The sequence below is a fragment of the Leucobacter salsicius M1-8 genome (assembly GCF_000350525.1).
Classification (GTDB): domain Bacteria; phylum Actinomycetota; class Actinomycetes; order Actinomycetales; family Microbacteriaceae; genus Leucobacter; species Leucobacter salsicius.
In genome coordinates this window covers 184749-202299 of sequence record NZ_AOCN01000015.1, presented here as the reverse complement: position 1 = coordinate 202299, position 17551 = coordinate 184749, and the positions used below count along the sequence as shown (strand labels likewise).

Sequence of the window (17551 nt, the reverse complement as noted above, 5' to 3'; positions counted from 1 at the left end):
CAGCGTCCATATCAAAATGACGAGTCCACACGGTAATCACGAAATTGTCGTGTGGACTCGTCATTTCGATATCCCCAGCGAGGCCTACTCCTGCGCGCGATCCGGCGCGGCAGGCCCTCAGGCACACAGACCTAAGCCAACTGTCAGGACGCGAGGCTTAGAGTAGGCCCGTGACCGGGCACCCTGAAGACGCAGCATCCACGCGGCAACGACGACGCACCTCGCAGCGGCAGGGGGCGCAGCATCGCGGCCCCCGCGCATCGCTGAAGCAGTTGCTTCCCTATCTCTTCGAGCAGCGCCGCCTGCTCACTCTCGCGATCGTGTTCGGCCTCATTGGCGCGGTCGCATCGCTCGCGCAGCCGCTGCTGCTCGGCCAGCTGATCACGCGCGTTGAGGGTGCCCAGCCGCTCGGCTGGCTACTCGCCGCGCTGTGCGCGATCGTCGTAGTTGGCGCGATTCTGGGCGGCCTGCAGCACTACGTACTGCAACGCATGGGCGAGGGCGTCGTGCTCGCGAGCCGCAAGCAGCTCATTGCACGTATGCTGCAGCTGCCCATCACCCAGTTCGACCGCCGCCGCACGGGCGACCTCGTGTCGCGCGTTGGCAGCGACACGACGCTGCTGCGGGCTGTCCTCACCCAGGGCCTCGTGGAGGCGATCAGCGGCATGCTCGTGTTCGTCGGCGCGCTCGTCGGCATGCTCATCATCGATCCGGTGCTGTTTCTCATCACCTTCAGCGTGATCGTGGTCGCGCTCGTCGTGGTCGTGCTGGTTTCGGGTCGCATTCGCCCCGCGGTCGCACGCGCGCAGGAGAAGGTCGGCGATCTCGCCGCCCAGGTCGACCGCTCTATCTCGTCGATTCGCACGATCCGCGCGGCGGGAGCCACCGAGCGCGAGCAACGCGCGACCGAGCGCGACGCCGAAGAGGCGTACGTGCTCGGCGTCAAGGTCGCCAAGATCTCGGCCCTCATCGTGCCGGTCTCATTCCTCGCGATGCAGCTGTCGTTTCTTATCGTGCTGGGGCTGGGCGGCTACCGCGTCGCCACCGGCGCCATTACGATCGCGCAGCTCGTCACGTTCATCATTTTCCTGTTTCTGATGGTGATGCCGCTCGGGCAGGCTTTCGGTGCGATCTCGGCCGTGAACCAGGCGCTCGGCGCGCTCGGGCGCATCCAAGAGATCACTTCGCTGCCTACCGAGACCGAGGGCGACGCTCAGCTGTCGCCTTCGGGGCGCATCGAGCCGCTACGCGACGTCGAGGCGGCTCCTGTGCCTGCGCTCGAGTTCACCGACGTCCATTTCACCTATCGTTCGGCGGCCCCCGCCCGCACCGACGCCCGCGAGCTCGTGCGCAGCAGCCGCGGCTCGCGTCGTGACGCCGAGGCCGCGCCCGCTGAGATCCTCGAGACTCCCGTGCTGCACGGGGTGAGCTTCACGGTGCCGCGCGGCTCGCGAGTGGCCCTCGTGGGCCCCTCGGGTGCCGGCAAGTCGACGATCCTCGCGCTCATCGAGCGGTTCTACGACCCCGAGTCGGGTGCGGTGTCAATCTTCGGCCAGGACCTGCGCACGCTTGACCGCCGTGAGCTACGCGCCCAGTTCGGCTATGTCGAGCAGGATGCGGCGGTGCTCGCCGGCACCCTGCGCGACAACCTGACGCTCGGGGCGCCCGACGCGAGCGATGCCGCGTGCGAGCGCGTGCTGCGTGCGGTGAACCTGGGTTCGCTGCTCGATCGATCCGGATCGGGCAGCACCGGGTCCGGAAGCACCGAATCGAAGCCTGCGGACTGGCTCGCGCAGGCCCTTGACCTGCAGGTCGGCGAGAACGGGGTGATGCTGTCGGGCGGCGAGAAGCAGCGCCTCGCGATCGCACGCGCGCTCCTCACCGCGCCCCCGTTCCTGCTGCTCGATGAGTCGACGGCGAGCCTCGACGGGGTCAACGAGCGGCTCATGCGTGAGGCACTCGACTCGGTGGCGACCGGGCGCACCCTCGTGGTGATCGCGCACCGGCTGTCCACCGTGGTGGACAGCGACAAGATCGTGGTGCTCGAGAACGGCCGAGTGGTGGGCGAGGGCACCCACACAGAGCTCATCGAGTCGACGCCGCTATACCGCGAGCTCGCCCAGCACCAGCTCCTCGTTCCCGAGGATAACTAGCGGGCAGGCACGCTCAGCCGCGCTAACCCGCGGTGAGCGACTCGAGCAGTGCCGACAGGGCCGGGCGGTAGGCGTTGATCGGGTCTGCCTCGCCGGTGCGCGCGTTTGCGTCGTCTACCGGGGCGGTGCGCGCGAGCACTCGCACCCGTTCATCACCCAGGGTCACCACTGCGCGGATCTCCCCGGGAGCATCAGCGTGGGCCAGGCCTGCGCCCGACGCGAGCGTCTCCTTGAGCACCGTGGGCTGTTGATCACTGCCCGCATCACTGGCAACATTTGCGAGCCAGTCCGCATCGCTCTCGACGGGCTCGGCAGCAGCAAAGAGTTCAATGCTGAGTCCACGGTCGGGGCTTAGCAACTCAATGCCGGTCTCGGAGCCCATCATCACGTTCACGTTGCGCAGGGGTGGCATTGGGGGCCACTCAACCAGGTTGGTGACGCGCGGCTGCGCCACCCAGCCGTCGCCCGGCACAACCTGTACGCCACTCCCCACGTCAGCGGTGGCTACGCCGTCGAGCTGTTCGGCGCGCGACTGGGCGTAGTGACCCGGAGCAAAGGTCACCGCGTAAGCAGCCGCAGCGAGCAACAGACACAGCGCGATCACCACCGTGGTCCTGACCCAGCGGCGCCGGTGCGAAGTGGTGTGAGGCGCGCCCACTGCCCCGTCTACCTCGGCCACGTCAACCTCACATGCGTCAGCCTCAGAATCGTTAATCTCGGCATCCTTCTTTTCGGTGACGTCAGCTTCGATAACCTGGACCGGTTCGGTGTGCAAACTCATCGCCCGAACACCCGGCCGCTCGGCACCGCACCCTCAAACAACTGCGTGACGGTGACGGGCGTAAATCCTCGGTTCTTCAGCGCCTCGAACACGTCGCCAGCGACATTGACGGTATCGGCATGCGTGTCGTGAAACAGAATAATGTCGCCGGGGTTCGCCGCCGAGGCCGAGCGCGCGATGAGCTCGGCCTCACCGGGCCCCTGCCAGTCCAGGGTGTCAATCGTCCAGAGGATGGCGGGCAAGCCCACCGACGACAGCACGCCGGAGTTGAGCGCGCCGTAGGGCGGGCGGTAGCTCGTAACGGGCTGACCCGTCACATCGGTGATCAGCTTGCCCGCGCCGAGCACCTCTTTGCGGGCGGCCTTTAGAGAGATTGAAGTGAGGTCGGGGTGGGTCATGCTGTGGCTTGCAAGCTCGTGCCCGCTCGCCGCGGCTCGCGCAACAATGTCGGCGGCGCCCGCCACGGCATTGCCGAGCATGAAGAATGTGGCGGGCGACTCGTGAGCCGCCAACGTGTCAAGCAACTCGGCGGTGTACCCCGACGGGCCGTCGTCATAGGTGACGGCGACGCAGGCGGCGATGTCGCAGTCGACGGCGTGCGCGGCGTTCCAGGCCGGTACGCCCGAGAACGGTGTGCCCCTGTGCGCCAGCAGCTTCTCACCCACGGGCGTCAACCAACCGGCGGGGGCGGTCTCCCCCTCGATAGTCACCGTAAGTGGAGACGACGTGGCGGGCACGCCCAGCCCCACAAGTTCCTCGGAGGTCACGCCAGCGGGCAAGGTGAACTGAATCGATGCCGCACCAATCCGTGCCGTCCCCAGCGCGGCACTTGCGAGCGCGAGCTGCTCATCGCTCGGCGGCTGCAACGCCGCTGCGCTCAGTGCACCAGCGTCGCGGTGCAGTGCCCGCACGGCCCCATCCCACAGCTCTGCCGCGGCCTCCGGGCTCCACATCACGGTGGGCTCAACCGCCGTCTTCGCCTCGAAGTCAGCAAACAGCACCACGGTTTGGTCGCTCGCGACCTCCAGCGTGCTGCCCGTCACCGTACGGAATGCGACCCCCAGCACTGACCCGAATGCCGACACGACCTCACACACGACGGCGGTGCCGTCACCGTCAGCAGGCCCGAACGCGGGGTCTGCCAACAGCTCTGCGGCTGGCAACGTCGTGCTGCCTGCCACGCAGCCACGGTCGGCAAGGCCCGCGCTGGCATCAAAGGCTTCGGGTGTGAAGTCCGACACCCCTGTACTGGCAATTGCAGCATCAATCAGCTCCGCAACGCGGCTGTTGAAGCCGTCAAGACCCTGCACCTCCACGTATCGGGCCTGCAGGCCGGCACCATCATTGCGAATACGACCGTCAATCAGGCCCGCGGTATCAATCTCGGCGAGCTCCGTGGCGGCCGGCACGACGGCAAGATCAGGGTCAGCGGCTTTGGCGGGGTCGGCAGTTGATCCGGATCGAGAATCTGGGCCAGCGAGCACCGTCGCGACAGAGGCAGTTTCGGGCCAAGCCGGTGGGGTCCAACCGTCGACCGCGGGCAGCGCAGCGCAGCCCGCCAGCAGGCCCACCACCGCCGTAACAGCCGTGACAGCGCCTAGTCCCCTGGTCTTCCCCGCGTGCCGCATCGCACCTCCTGAAATCGCTCCCACCCGACGTTATCGTGCGGAGTGGGCCCGGTCTACTTTTCTGGGCGCGATCCACCCTTTGTGGGCGCAGTGACGCCTGCGGGTTCGCGCGTGAAGAGCCAATCGATCCGGGGCTCGATGAGCGGGCGCGTGACGCGCGCGACGGGCGCGACGGAGAGCAGCACCGCAATCGCAATGCCGATCAAGATCAACAGTGTGACCCCGCCGATGCCGAGCGAGTAGATCGCGTCGATGGCACCGGTTTTGCGCAACACCCAGATGATGGGCGCGTGCAGCAGGTAGGCATAGAGCGTGCGCGTGCCCCACACTGTCAGCAGGCTGTGTCCGCGCGGCACCACAACCAGCAGCGCAAACGTCATGATCGCGGCAATCGCGAGCAGCACAGCTGTGATCGAGAGACCCGCGGCCGTTTCCAGAAGCGCGTTGGGCGGTTCCCACCCGTTCACGGGCGCGTGCTCCAGGAGCCAGGCGTCGTCGTCGCGCCAGGTGAGCCAGGTGTCGATGCGCCATTCCTTGCGCAGGTTCGGCAGCAGCACGAACACGAGACCGATGATTCCGAGCACCGCCCACGCAGCGGCGCGCAGCGCCCGCGTGGGGCGCAGAAACCAGTTGCCCGTGAGCCAGCCGCGCGTCCGTGCCAGCCACCCCAGGACGAAGAACGGCAGGAACGAAAGCGTGCGCGCCGCCGAAAACTCGGTGCCGATCGCCGGGGCGAGCCCGCCCACCAGCGCGAGCACGATTGAGATCAGGAGCGGGTGCCGCATCTTCGCGAGGTAGGGCAACAGAATGCGCATTGTCGCGAGGCTCACCAGGAACCAGAGGGTCCACGCGGGCGACACGAGAAACTTCGACCCCGGTTCCTTGCCCTCAACGCCAAAGTGAATGAGCGCCCAGATGCCCTCCCACAGCAGCCACACGACGATCAGCTGAATCGTCGACTTGACTGCCTTGGGTGTTACCTCGGCGTGCGCGAAGAACCCAGACAGCAGGATCATGGCCGGCATGTGGAACAGGTAGATGTAGGCGTACAGCCCGTAGGTGAGCGCGGAGTCGGTGCGCACCGTCGAAATCATGTGGCCGACCACGACGAGCACGATCAACAGGAACCTGGCGTTGTCCCACAGAGCGATACGGGGGCGGCCCGTCGCGGGGGCAGACTTCTGGGCCGTTTGAGTCACCGTAGACCTCCAGGGTGTGTGCAGTTCAGACTATCGAGCATCCAACGCAAGAAGCCCCCGCAGAGCGAGGGCTTCAACCGAGCCGCCTGCCAGAATCGAACTGGCGACCTATTCATTACGAGTGAATCGCTCTACCAACTGAGCTAAGGCGGCGTGGCACACGATCTCTCGTACACCAGGGAACACTTTAGCACGGGCCGAGCAGCTATCGTGACACGGGGCTGCAGCCCTCGCGTGTCCCACGCGCCTATTGGCTGCAGACCACCGGATTCGTGGGCGCTTTCCCGGTGAGCAGGTAGGTGTTGACCACCTCATCGACGCAGTTGCTGCCGCCGTAAGCGGTGTGCCCCTCTCCCTCGTACGTGAGCAGTACGCCGCTGTCGAGTTGCTCGGCCAGCGCTTCAGCCCAGCGGTACGGCGTTGCCGGGTCACCCGTCGTGCCGACCACCAAAATGGGGTCGGCTCCCTCGGCGCTGACGGGGCCGCGCTCGGTCTTGGCCTCAACGGGCCACTCCGCGCAGGCAATGTCACCGTACCCCTGGAATCGACCAATCGTCGGCGCAATTTTCTCGAACTCGGCGGCCTCGGCGCGTATGCGGGCAACGTCCACGTCGCGCTCGGGATAGTCCAGGCAGTTAATCGCCGAGAACGACTCCGTCGAGTTCGACAGATATTTGCCGTTCTCGCGGTCGTAATACATATCGGCGAGCAACAGCGCCACCTCGGCGTCGCCGTTGGATACGGTGAGGAACAGATCGTTGAGGAACCCCCAGTTACTCTGCGCATACAGCGGGGTAATGATCGCGGTGAGCAGCGTGTTCGCGGTGACGACCCGGCCGTCTTCCCCCACGAGTGGCTGCTCGTCGACCATGTCGAGCAGGCCAGAGATCTGGTCCATCGCCTGGTCGACTGAGCCGGTGAGCGGGCAGTCACGCCGCGTCAGGCAGTCGGTAACGTAGGCGCGCAGCGCCAGCTCAAACCCACGGGTCTGTTCGCGTACGACATCGCTCATCGTCGCGCTCGGATCCATCGCACCGTCGAGCACGAGCCTGCCGACCTTCTCGGGGTACGCGTCGGCATAGCGCGCCCCAATGTAGGTGCCGTACGAGAATCCGAGGTAGTTGAGCTTCGGGTCGCCAACGATCTCGCGCAGCATGTCGAGGTCTGCGACGGTGTCGCTGGTTGCAACGTGCCCGATCAGCGGCCCGGTCCGCTCGGCGCAGGCGTCACCAAACGCCCGCGACTCGGCCGCGGCAATCTTAAGCCACTCGTCGCTGCCGCGTTCGAGCCCCGCGCCCTCGCCCAGGCCGAACAGGTACTCGTCCATCCCGGCCGTGTCGAGGCAGGTCACCGGCGACGACGCGCCGACCCCGCGTGGATCCCAACCGATCACGTCGTACTCGCGCTGAATCTCGGCTGGCACCGAGTAATCGAGGTTGTTGGCGACGTAGCTGACGCCAGACGCGCCTGGCCCGCCAGGGTTGACGAATAGCGTGCCAATCGGGTCGCTCCCCGTCGCGGCGTGCTTCACGAGCCGCAGCGTAATGAGTTCGCCCGCGGGGTCCTGCCAGTCGAGCGGTGCATACACGTCGGCACACTGCATGCCGCCACTGCAGTCGCGCCAGTTGGGGGCTTGTGCGCCCATACCGGCCACGGTTCCCTCGGGCCGGTCGGGCAGGTCACTCGGCGTCAATCCGCCCGCCTGCTCGCTGCCTGAGCCGGGCGCCCCGGGCAGTAGCCCAGCAAGCGCGGTGCACCCGCTGAGCGCGAGGGCCGCCGCGACGACCGCCGCCACGAGCCCCAGCCTGCGGGCCCCGCGGCGCGGGATCCGGCGCGAGATCGCCTGTGCTCCATCAGTTGCCAGTTCGTTCACCGTTCGCTCCCCGCGGTCACGACGCTGGCAAACAGCGCCTCAAGTACGAGCCCCGGCGTGATTTGCCGCCCCAGTCGCTCACGCGCGGTCTCCACCGCGGCAACCGCCACCAGCGCACCCTTGGCGCGCCACCGGTCGGCCAGCTCGGCGATGCGGCGCGCGTGCTCGGCGTTCACCAACTCAGGCGTCGCGCCAGCGGCGGGGCTCGGCTCGCCGCCAGCACCGTCGCTCATCAGCGCCGTCAGCACCACGTCTCGGTACAGCGACAGCAGGTCGGTGAGAATACGGTCGACCCCGTCGCGCACGCCACGCTTGGCTCGCTGCTTCTGATCCTCCTCGAGCGCGCGCATCTGCGCTCGCATCTGCGGCGGGATCGCGGCCCCCGAAGCGAGCCCCAGGCTGCGCATCGCGTCATCGCGCTCGCTCGTTTCACGGCGTTCGGTGGCCGCCGCCGCATCGGCCTCAGCAACCTTCATGAGCGCGGCTGCGGTGCCCATCGCGTCGCCGAGGGTCTCGATCGCGAGCGCGCCCCGGATCACCCGCTCGCGACGCTCCATCGCCTCGGGGTCGCGGGCGAGGCTGCGCGCCATGCCGATGTGACTCTGCGCGAGCCGCGCCGCACGCTCGGCGTCAGCAAGGTCGACGCCATCTCGCGCGTGCAGCAGCGCGGCAATGTCTGCCACCTCGGGTGTGACGAGCCGCAACGAGCGCGTCCGAGACCGGATCGTCGGCAGCAGGTCGGCCTCACTCGGCGCGCACAGCACCCACACGGTGCGCTCGGGCGGCTCCTCGAGCGCCTTCAGCAGCACGTTCGAGGTGTGCTCGGTCATGCGGTCGGCATCCTCGATCACGAACACCCGGTAACGCCCTTCGGAGGGCGCATAATACGAACTCGCCACGACCTCGCGGGCCGCGTCGATCTTGATGATCGTCGTCTGCGTGGTCAGCACGCCCAGATCAGGGTGCGTGCGCGCGAGCACCTGCGCGTACACTCGTTCGCGATCGGCTTCGGTACGCGCGATGAGCGCCGCGGCGAACCGGTAGGCGATGTTCGAGCGTCCGGATCCCGGAGGCCCCGTGATCAGCCATGCGTGCGCCGGAGCACCGCCCGGCGCAGCCGCGCGTTCGAGCGTCTGTGCGGCGACGTGTTGACCGACGATATCTGCCCAGAACTCCATGCCGAAAGGGTATCGTGTGCCGCTGACACGAGACCCGGCGAGGGCCTCGACCTCGCCAGCAGCATCAATCTCGCGAAAACCATACAACCTGGGGATGAAATTGAAGCTTGACGCCGGATCGGTGCGTTTGGCGTTGTCGTATCGCGGCGCCCCTACACCAGGTCGACGTAGCGCGGCTCGCCGCTCTCGAGCGTCGCGGCTCCGGCGCTCAGCTCGGCGGCCAGCGCGGTCAGAGCCGCGACGTCGGGCTCGGCGACGAGGAACTCCTGCACCACCCGGTCAGAGTACTGTGCCTCCCCCACCACAAAGCCGCGGCGGCGGGCCTCCGACTCGATCTGGGCCGCCACGTCGTACGCCGACGTCACCGCGACGGGCACCCGGAGCCCGCGCCGCACCCGCGGCGCCACCAGCACCGCCTCTGCGACCGCGGCGCGATAGGTGCGGGTGAGCCCGCCAGCCCCGAGCAGCACACCACCGAAGTAGCGCGTAACCACGGCGACCACATCACTGAGTCCGGCCGACACGAGCGCGTCAAGCATCGGCGCCCCTGCCGTGCCGCTCGGTTCCCCGTCGTCGCTCGACCTCTGTACCCGGCCGTCGGGCCCCAGCACGAACGCGGTGCAGTGGTGCCGCGCTCGCGGCTCCTCCGCTTTCACCTGGGCGATGATGTCGCGCGCGGCCTGCTCGTCGCTGACCCGTTCCAGCCGCGTAATGAACCGCGAGCGGGAGACCTCGATCTCAATGTCGGTACGCCCCAGGACTGTCTCGTACTCTGCGCGACCCATCATGTGTCCATTCTCCCAGGTCGGGCAGCTCGCGCTACGATCGGGTCATGAGCAGCGTGCGCGTGGACAGTTGGGTGTGGGGTGTGCGGCTGGCGAAGACCCGCAGCCAGGCCACGTCGGCCTGCCGTGCCGGCCATGTGCGCATCAACGATCAGACCGCCAAGGCCGCACAATCCGTGAAGCTCGGCGACGTCGTCAAGGTGCGGCTGCACGGTTTCGACAAGATTTACCGTGTGACCGGGCTCCCCACGAAACGCGGCAGCGCCGTTGAAGCGGCCAAGCACTTCGAGGATCTCACCCCGCCCCCGCTGCCCCGCGAGGAGCGCCCATCCGAGATCTACCGCGACCGCGGCGCCGGCCGCCCCACGAAGCGCGAGCGCCGCGATATCGACCGCCTGCGTGGCCGCGATTCGGCCACCGGCGTTGAGTTCGGCGACGACGAAGACCTCTAGGCACGGCCGCAGCCACGCACCGGTGCCAAACCAGCCCCGGGGGTAGACTCAATCGGTGCACGCCATGACTTTTCCTGCGTGGCAGCAGGCCGCGCAAGCCCACACCGACCGCGCCACCGCTCTGACCGCCGAGCATCGCGCTCGCAATCAACGCGGCGAGAAGCATCCCGTCGAGGACTTCCTCTGGACCTACTACACGGTGCGCCCCCGTGAGCTGCATCGCTGGCACCCCGGAGCGGGCGTCACCCTCGAGGGCGCCGCTGCCGAGCGGGAGGGTTGGAAGCACTATGTTGCGACCGGCCCCGCCAACGCGGATGCCACCATCGACGTCGAACACTTCTTTGAGCGCCGCGCCCAGACGGCCGGCTACGTCGAGAAGCTGCTCACGATCACACTTGATCGCACGGCGCGCTACGGCTGCTTCGGGCTGCACGAGTGGGCCATGGTGTACCGCATGACCCCCGAACAGCTGCGGCACTCGGCCCTGCCCCTGCGCATCGGCCACGAGGCCACAAACGCGGTGGTCGAGTCGCACCCGATCGGCTGCACCCACTTCGACGCGTTCAGGTTCTTCACCCCCGAGGCTGCCCCGCTCAACACGATCGAGCTGAGTCGCGAGGCGCAGCACGAGACGGAGCAGTCCGGCTGCCTGCACGCGGGCATGGACCTCTATAAGTGGGCCGCGAAACTCGGGCCCATCATTCCCGGCGACATCCTGCTCGACTCGTTCGTGTTCGCCCGCGACATCCGCGAGCTCGACATGCGCGCTTCCCCCTACGACGTCACGGGCTTCTTCGGCGCGAGCGGCGACCCGCTCACGCCAGTGCCCATCGAAACCCCCGAGGGCAAGCGCGAATACGCGCAGCTGCAACGCGGCTTTAGCGAGCGCGGCAATCTGATCCGGATCCGGATCCTCGAGGCCATTGCGGCCGCACAGCGCGCCCGGTCGTAACGTCCCAAGACGCAGCTGGGGCCGCTATCCAGTGGATAGCGGCCCCAGCCGAGTTACGCGGCGCCCGGTTATGCCCGGCGCCTGCGGCTGAGCACGAGGGCTCCGCCGCCGAGGGCGAGCAGCACGAGTGCCGCGGCCACGATTCCGGCAATTTCGCCACCGGTGACGTCGAGTCCACCGGGGTTGTTGTTATTGGTGCCGTTGGGGCCGCCGTTCGCGCTAGCGTCGGTCGTGCCCTCAACACCGCCGTCGACTTCCTCGTCCTCACCCAAGAACCCGTTCGACACCAGCACGTGCTGGGGATCGTTGCCGATCACGATGTCGCCCACGTTCTTGGCTTCGACGGTGGTGTCGTTCACCGTGATCTTGACGGAGTTCGCGCCGCCATCGGTGAGCTCGGTGAGCTCACAAACCGCGCCCTGCGGCAGATCCTTCACGGCGTACTGCTCGCCCGACTTCAGCGAGAAGTTCTTCGTGATCGGATCCGCGGCACCCTTGGCAACACACGAGAGTTCGAAGTCGAAGCTCTTGTTGAGCGTGACCTTGTCGAGGTCGAACTCGTTGTCGCTGCGCACGCTCTTCTCGATGACGAGATCGCCGAGCGCATAGGTGTTCGTGAGGCCCACGACGGTTGCTTGGTCGGCAGTGCGCGGCTCGCGGATCTGGATCTGGGCGGTCTGGCCGTCAACCGAGGGGTTCACGCCATCACTGACCTGGAACGAACGGCCAATCTCACCGTGCGCGCCGAGCTCGCCCGTCTCGCTGATTTCACAGTTTGCACCGATCGGCAGACCGTCGACGCGCACCGGAGTGCCGTCGGCAGGCAGCGTCAGCGTCGCCTGCGTTCCCATATCGACCGCGACCCGCTCGGGGTCGGCTACGCCGCTCGGAACGGTGCACTCGAGCGCGACGTCGAAGGCTTCAGGGATCTGCGTGACCCCGTTCGCCTCGATCGTCTTCGAAACCTCGAGCGAACCGGTCTTAAGCGTGACGCCCGCAGGCTGCGGGGCCTTCACCAGGTTGATCGGGTTGTTCCGGGTATCCCAGGCAAAGACGCCGCTCTGGTTCCACGCAAACTGCGGGGTCTGGAACTGTTCGATCGTGGGCTTGAGGCCCTTCGCAGCCTGGTCAACAACGAGGTTCACGGTGTCGTAGCTGAAGTCGACCCACTTGCCGGGACGGAGCGCATTGGCTGTCATGTCAAAATGCACGCGGAATCCCGCGACGTCTGCGGCGTTACCGGTGAACGTCTCGAGGTTGGTCCACGATCCGTTCCCCGGGTTCGTAGTGGTGTTCTCACAGAACGGATCTGTACTCGTCCACTTCGAGGGGCCAGAGCCATCGCCCACACAGGCGGTAGCGTCAGTCGTGACCTGAATCTTGGTAACGGTGCCCGCCGGCATGTCATGGAACTTGAACGAGTCAAGGTCAATCACCGGCTGGAACGTACTGTTACGGGGTGCAGGGCCGCCGACGAGGAGCAGGTCACCGGGGGTCGGCAACATGTCGACAACCACCATCTGGCCGAGATCGTTCGTGCCGGCATTCGCCTGGCGCAGCAACCAGTTATCGGTTGCACCCACTGCCGTGTAGTCGGCGCACTCGGTGCGCGTGTAATCAGCAGGCGCACCGGGGCTGACGCAGTCCGTTACTCCAGGCTTCTTGATGTTCATTGCCCCCGTGACGAGATCCTCGCCGAGGGTCGGCTTGTACTCGCCGTTGACGAACTTCTGCGCACCAATCAGAGTGCCCGCACGCGGCGACACAAAGTTGGCGTTCGCGCACTCCGTGTCGCCCACTGCCGGCGCCTTGGTCGCATCCTGCCCGTTGTTGGTGGGCTGGATGCAACGATCAAGCTCGATCCCGGTCTCAACAACGACCGAGTTCCATGCGCGCTCAGCAGACTTCAGGCCGGGCTGCAGGATGAGACCAAGGTTGATCGGGATCTCCTCGCCCGGCAGCATGCGGGTGCCTGCTGGCCAGGTGAACACGAGATCGCGCTGGTTACTCGACAGCTCGACGCCAATTTCAGCGGGGTCAATCGTCGCGCCGTCACCATTCTTCTGCGAGAAGGTTGGCGCAACGCCGTCCCACACGATGTTCTCGGGCAGGCGGTCGGTGACCGTCTCAAGCGGGAGGAAGCCCGTGCCCGTGTTCTCGAAGACCAGCTGCCACGGCATGCTCACGAGCGGCTCAACCTGGTGAGTCGTCGTGTCGAGCGGTGCACGCTTCTGGACCTTGATCTGCGCGGTGCCCTGTTCGAAACCAATCGTGGCATCTGCGTCGTCAGTCGCCTTGGCACCATCGGTGCCGTAGGCCGTCGTCGACGCAACGTTCTCGATGAGGTCGCTCGCACTCCACACAACAGAGTTGTCCAGGCGCAGCTTCACCGTGAGCGGCAGCTCTGCGCTGCCCCAGTTCGACGACCACGAAGTCGCACCGAGCGGGAAGAGCTTCTGATCGGCACGGTCGAACGTGATACGAACGCCCTGCACCTCAGTCAGTTCACCGGCAAAGCCGGCCTCAGCGACCCACGCACCATCGACCCAGTAGTCGTAGCTGAACTGGTCGCTATCGGTCGGCCTCGCCGCGGGGGCTGGCAGAGCGACAAGCTCAAACGTGCCCCAGAACTCCTCCGTGGTGTCTTCCACGGTGAGCTTCGAGAGCGGTGTCTTCGTTTCGCCCGGGGTCGCCGTCATAACGACGTTTACGGGGGTCTGCGGATCAGCCTCGAGCACCTTCGTGCCGCCGCCGTCGATCGTAATCGCCTTGTTGAGCACGACGTCGATCAAAGCGTCGGTGAGATTCACGGTGGCTGTCTCAGTGTCGACGGGCTTTGCCAACGGATCCACGACCAGATCCTGGCCGAGGGCCAGCGCCTGGTTGCGAACCGGAATCGCGTTGCCATCGGCGCCACCGGTGACGGGGTCACCTGAAACGCGGTACTCGGCGCGCATCTGCACATCGATGCGCATCGTAAGCTTGTCACCCGTGATGATCCGGTTGCCGTTGGTCTCGGGGTCAGTGCCCTGGTAAGTCACCGACGCACCGATCGCATCCGCGAGCTGCGCGGCGGTGGGACCGCCCGGCACGGTGCCCTCGACCTGAGCGATCGAGAACGTCACCGAGTTCGAGGTGCCCTCGTTGTACAGCCACAGCTCAACCGTGCTCTGTGCACGGTCAATGTAGGCCGGCAGACCGGAGAAGCTGAGCCCGGTGATGTTGAGCACGTTGAAGTGTGCACCGTAGTCCGAGCCAGCCTCGTCAGCGAAGTCGCGACCGGCGAACGGGCTCACGCCCATTGCGGTGTTGCCCACGCCTGCGGTCGCGTCGTCCGTGACTCGAATCTTGCCAAGCTTCATCACGCCCTGGGACGTGGGAGCGACCGCTCCGGTGCCCGAGTCGTTGGTCACGGTAAGCGTGTACCAGGTCTTCGGGTAGTCCGAGGGGGCCACATCGCCGTGCTTGGGCACCGTCAGCGCAACCTCATCCTGTGAGGGAAGTCCACCGACGGTCTTATCGAGTGCGACCGACGGGGTGCCATCGAGCAGCAGAATGAGATCGCTAGCGGTGGCGGTGTGATCCTGTCCACCCTTGGTGCCCACGACGCTGAAGGTGTTATCCACGCACGCGGGATCGAGCGCAGGAGTACCACCGGTGGCGCAGTTGAACGTGGCGTTCGAGGTCACCCGCGACGATGGCCGCCGCGCGGGCGGTGTCGTTGGGTGCGAGCAGCAGCCGCACGCCCAGCCTTGTGTCCCGCTCAGCCGCGGTGAGGGTGTAGCCGGTAAAGCCGTTGGCGTTCATCCAGTTGCCACCGGCCGGCACGTTAGCGGGGGCTACCCAGGCAGCACCGTTCCACAGTTCGACACCGGTCACGGTGTCCCACTTCAGCTGCGGGTCCTGCCCAAACGTGATGGCATCAACACCGGTGAGGTTGAAGGCATCGAACACGGTGCCCGCACCCGTGGCGGTGGGGGTAGCCGGGTCGGTGAGCTTGACCTGGTCGAACCCGGTCTTGGTCACTGCCCAGCGCTGAGTTGTGGAGCTCGTGGTGCCCGACTGGGTGACGAGGTGATCGTCTGCCCAGCTCTTTGCTGCCCAGAGCCCGCCACCGACGCCGGGGCCCGTTGCCCACTCGGGGTTTCGGATCGCGCCTTCGATGTCGGCAGTGTCGGTCCCCTTGACCGGACGGTTCTCGAGCTTGCCGGTGGTATCTGCCACCACGGTGTTCTTGTACTTGGTCGGGGTGAAGGGCGCCGTGTTGTTGGGCGTAGTCGTTTCACCGCTGACGCGCAGTGTGTCGCGTGCCTTGAACTTGAGGTTCGGCTTCACCGACGTCGACTGGCCGAAGCCTGCATTGTTCGTGTAGGTGAAGCGCACGCCGGTGGTCGTCTCAGCCGGAGCCAGTGCGATGTCGGTCATCTGCGACGTCGTCAGAGTGTCAACAGGTACCCACTTGTTCTGGGCAGAATCGAAGCGCTCGATGAGCAGGGTGCTGCCGGTGGGAACGTCGATTGGGGCGAGCACGGCGGTTGCGTCGTACGCATCCCAGAAGGTGCCCTCGCCCGTGAACTCGTCAGTGACGACAATCTCGGTCGGCTTCGTGCGGTCGCCGCTGGCGGTTGCAGTGGTGGGCAGCTGCACGATCACGCTGTCTCCGGGAAGCACGACGCTGGGGCTGAGCTTCTTCTCAACCTTCACCTCAATTGCGGGCGAGACAACGGTGAGTTCGGCGCTGTCGTTGTCGGTCACGGGGTCGAGGCCGGGGCGGGCACCTTCGACGTCGACGACGTTCTTGAACGGTCCAGCGGTCCCGCCGTCAGGTGCGAGGGACGGGGTCGTATCGATGGCGTACTTCACCTGGCTCGTGCCGCCGGGGACGATCGCGCCGGTGAACGTGATTTCAAATCCGGTGATGTCAGCGTTGGTGAGCGGAGCAGGAACCACGGGGAGTGCTGCGCCTGCAGTGAGGGATACCGTCTCGGTGCCACCTGCGTGGTGCCAGGTGATGGTGCCACCGGTCGCGCCCGCAGGCCAGACCTGCGCCGTATAGGCAGCGTCGAAGCCGGCAAACTGCAGGTCGGAGGAGAAGTACTTAGCGTCGGATCCAACGCCCGGATCCTTGATCGTGAGCGAGCCGAGCGTCGCGCTACGCGGCGCAGCCTGGTTCTGAGCGGTCAGGAGAGCGTGCACCTGGTTGCCCGCGACCGTGCGCAGCGGGTCAACAGGCTCGCCCTTCGCGTTCAAGAACGCCTTGCCTGCTTCAACGGCAATCGTCATCGGCGTCACCGCGAACTCGGCCTTGGCGGTCTTTGTGACAGGCGGCTCTCCGGCCACCGTGACCGTAGCGTCAACCTTATTGTCGGTGTCGTAGCCCTTTGACAGGTCCTTGTTGAGACCGAGGCGATCTTCATCGCGCTGCGACACGGTGAACGCCTGGCTCACCGTGGCACCGGGCACGATCGCACCGGTGTAGCTCAGTCGCACGCCAGCGATGTCGGCGTTGTCGATCGTCGCGGCGTAGGTCACCCAGTTCCACTCACCGTTGGCAAATGCGTAGACCTCAATGGTCGCACCGGTCGCACCCGCGGGCCAGTTGGCCTCAGCAGCGGGGTCTCCGATGAACCCGGCGAAGTCGACGTAGCGGAACGGGTTGTCCGTACCCAGTTCGGTCGCACCGTTTGTCGCGGACGGGAGGTCCTGCAGCACGAGCGATGCGGCATCCACGTTGGAGGCCTGCGTGGCCCCGATGGTCACCTTCGACCGCGCACCGGGCTCGAAGCCCTGGCTCGACGGATCCCATGTCTTTGCGGGGGTCACGTCGACTGTGCGCTTCACATCCACAGAAATGACGGCGGTGTCGGTTTTCGAGATCTCGCCGTTCGTGGCACCGCCGAGGCCCGTGATCGTCGCTGTGTTGACGAGGTCGAGGCCGTTCGAATCCCAGTTGGGAGAGAGATTCTCGGGAACGGTCACTGTGTACGAGAGCCAGCCCTGCTGGCCGGTCGGCAGTCCGGTGAGACCGTCATCGGTGGGCGCCGTGATGTCGACCGAGATGGTGCGCTCGGCTTCCGTCGCACCAATCGTGCCGGCAGTACCGGGGGTGACGCCAGGAAGGGTCACCGCAACATCGCCTGCGCTACCGGGCAGCGTCGCGAAGACGTCGCTAATCTCCCAGCCTGCGAACGCCGCTGGCAGCATGTCGGTCAGCGTGACTGCGCCGTTCGCGCCAGAACCATCGACATCGTAGTTTTCGGCACTGAACTCAATGCGGTAGGTCACACTCTGGCCCGGAACCAGGTTGCGGTGAGCGTCTTGCTCGTCAACCTTCTTCACGAGCTGCAGTGCGGCGTTTGGAGCCGCCTCTACCGGAGCTATACCGAGACCGCTTGCTGCGGCGGTCGTGCCAAGCAGCAGCGCCGCGACACCTCCAGCAAGCCATCGTTTCAAGACATGGGCACGCTTAAAGCTGCGTTGCTGCACAGGAACTCCCAGGGTCGAATGTGCCTCCTGCTGCTCATAATCTTTTGGGTCCCATCCCAAAAGA

The 17551-nt window shown here is 66.3% G+C and carries 11 protein-coding genes and 1 tRNA gene; 3 read left to right on the top strand and 9 right to left on the bottom strand.

The features are described from left to right. Positions 1-170: 170 nt before the first annotated feature. Positions 171-2153: an ABC transporter ATP-binding protein gene (locus C795_RS0106080; RefSeq protein ID WP_017792869.1), complete on the top strand. Its 1983-nt coding sequence runs from the start codon at positions 171-173 to the stop codon at positions 2151-2153. 22 nt (positions 2154-2175) lie between these two features. Here C795_RS0106080 and C795_RS0106075 read toward each other — a convergent pair whose 3' ends face one another. From C795_RS0106075 to C795_RS0106045, 7 genes are all read right to left on the bottom strand, one after another. Then, positions 2176-2934 (bottom strand): hypothetical protein, encoded by a 759-nt coding sequence (locus C795_RS0106075; protein WP_017792868.1) that lies wholly within the window; start codon positions 2932-2934, stop codon positions 2176-2178. Continuing rightward, entirely contained in the window at positions 2931-4562 is a 1632-nt protein-coding gene (locus C795_RS16545; protein WP_017792867.1) for a polysaccharide deacetylase family protein, read from the bottom strand. The genes C795_RS0106075 and C795_RS16545 overlap by 4 nt, the downstream gene beginning before the upstream one ends. A 53-nt stretch (positions 4563-4615) precedes the next feature. After that, a complete protein-coding gene (locus C795_RS0106065; protein ID WP_017792866.1) occupies positions 4616-5761 on the bottom strand; it encodes an acyltransferase family protein in 1146 nt (381 codons plus the stop codon). Between the two features lie 80 nt (positions 5762-5841). After that, positions 5842-5914 (bottom strand) — tRNA-Thr (locus tag C795_RS0106060). Between the two features lie 94 nt (positions 5915-6008). Beyond that, complete coding sequence (locus tag C795_RS0106055) at positions 6009-7634, bottom strand: alpha/beta hydrolase (RefSeq protein ID WP_017792865.1); 1626 nt, start codon at positions 7632-7634, stop codon at positions 6009-6011. Beyond that, positions 7631-8812, bottom strand: a complete 1182-nt coding sequence (locus C795_RS0106050; RefSeq protein WP_017792864.1) for a DNA polymerase III subunit delta' — start codon at positions 8810-8812, stop codon at positions 7631-7633. Before C795_RS0106050 ends, C795_RS0106055 begins: the two co-directional genes overlap by 4 nt. 152 nt (positions 8813-8964) lie before the next feature. Continuing rightward, on the bottom strand, positions 8965-9600 hold the full coding sequence (locus C795_RS0106045; protein WP_017792863.1) for an IMPACT family protein: 636 nt from the start codon (positions 9598-9600) through the stop codon (positions 8965-8967). 44 nt (positions 9601-9644) lie between these two features. Here C795_RS0106045 and C795_RS0106040 point away from each other — a divergent pair, with 44 nt between their 5' ends. Both C795_RS0106040 and C795_RS0106035 read left to right on the top strand, forming a co-directional pair. After that, positions 9645-10049 carry an RNA-binding S4 domain-containing protein gene (locus C795_RS0106040; RefSeq protein ID WP_017792862.1) on the top strand — a complete coding sequence of 135 codons (405 nt, stop codon included), beginning with the start codon at positions 9645-9647 and terminating at the stop codon, positions 10047-10049. Positions 10050-10113: 64 nt separating this feature from the next. Continuing rightward, on the top strand, positions 10114-11001 hold the full coding sequence (locus C795_RS0106035; RefSeq protein WP_017792861.1) for a hypothetical protein: 888 nt from the start codon (positions 10114-10116) through the stop codon (positions 10999-11001). Between the two features lie 68 nt (positions 11002-11069). Here C795_RS0106035 and C795_RS17405 read toward each other — a convergent pair whose 3' ends face one another. Both C795_RS17405 and C795_RS0106025 read right to left on the bottom strand, forming a co-directional pair. Beyond that, positions 11070-14627 (bottom strand): DUF5979 domain-containing protein, encoded by a 3558-nt coding sequence (locus C795_RS17405; protein WP_198008437.1) that lies wholly within the window; start codon positions 14625-14627, stop codon positions 11070-11072. Continuing rightward, the gene (locus C795_RS0106025) at positions 14620-17487 is read right to left on the bottom strand and encodes a hypothetical protein (protein WP_017792859.1); all 2868 of its coding nucleotides are present in this window, start codon (positions 17485-17487) and stop codon (positions 14620-14622) included. Before C795_RS0106025 ends, C795_RS17405 begins: the two co-directional genes overlap by 8 nt. Positions 17488-17551 lie beyond the last annotated feature (64 nt).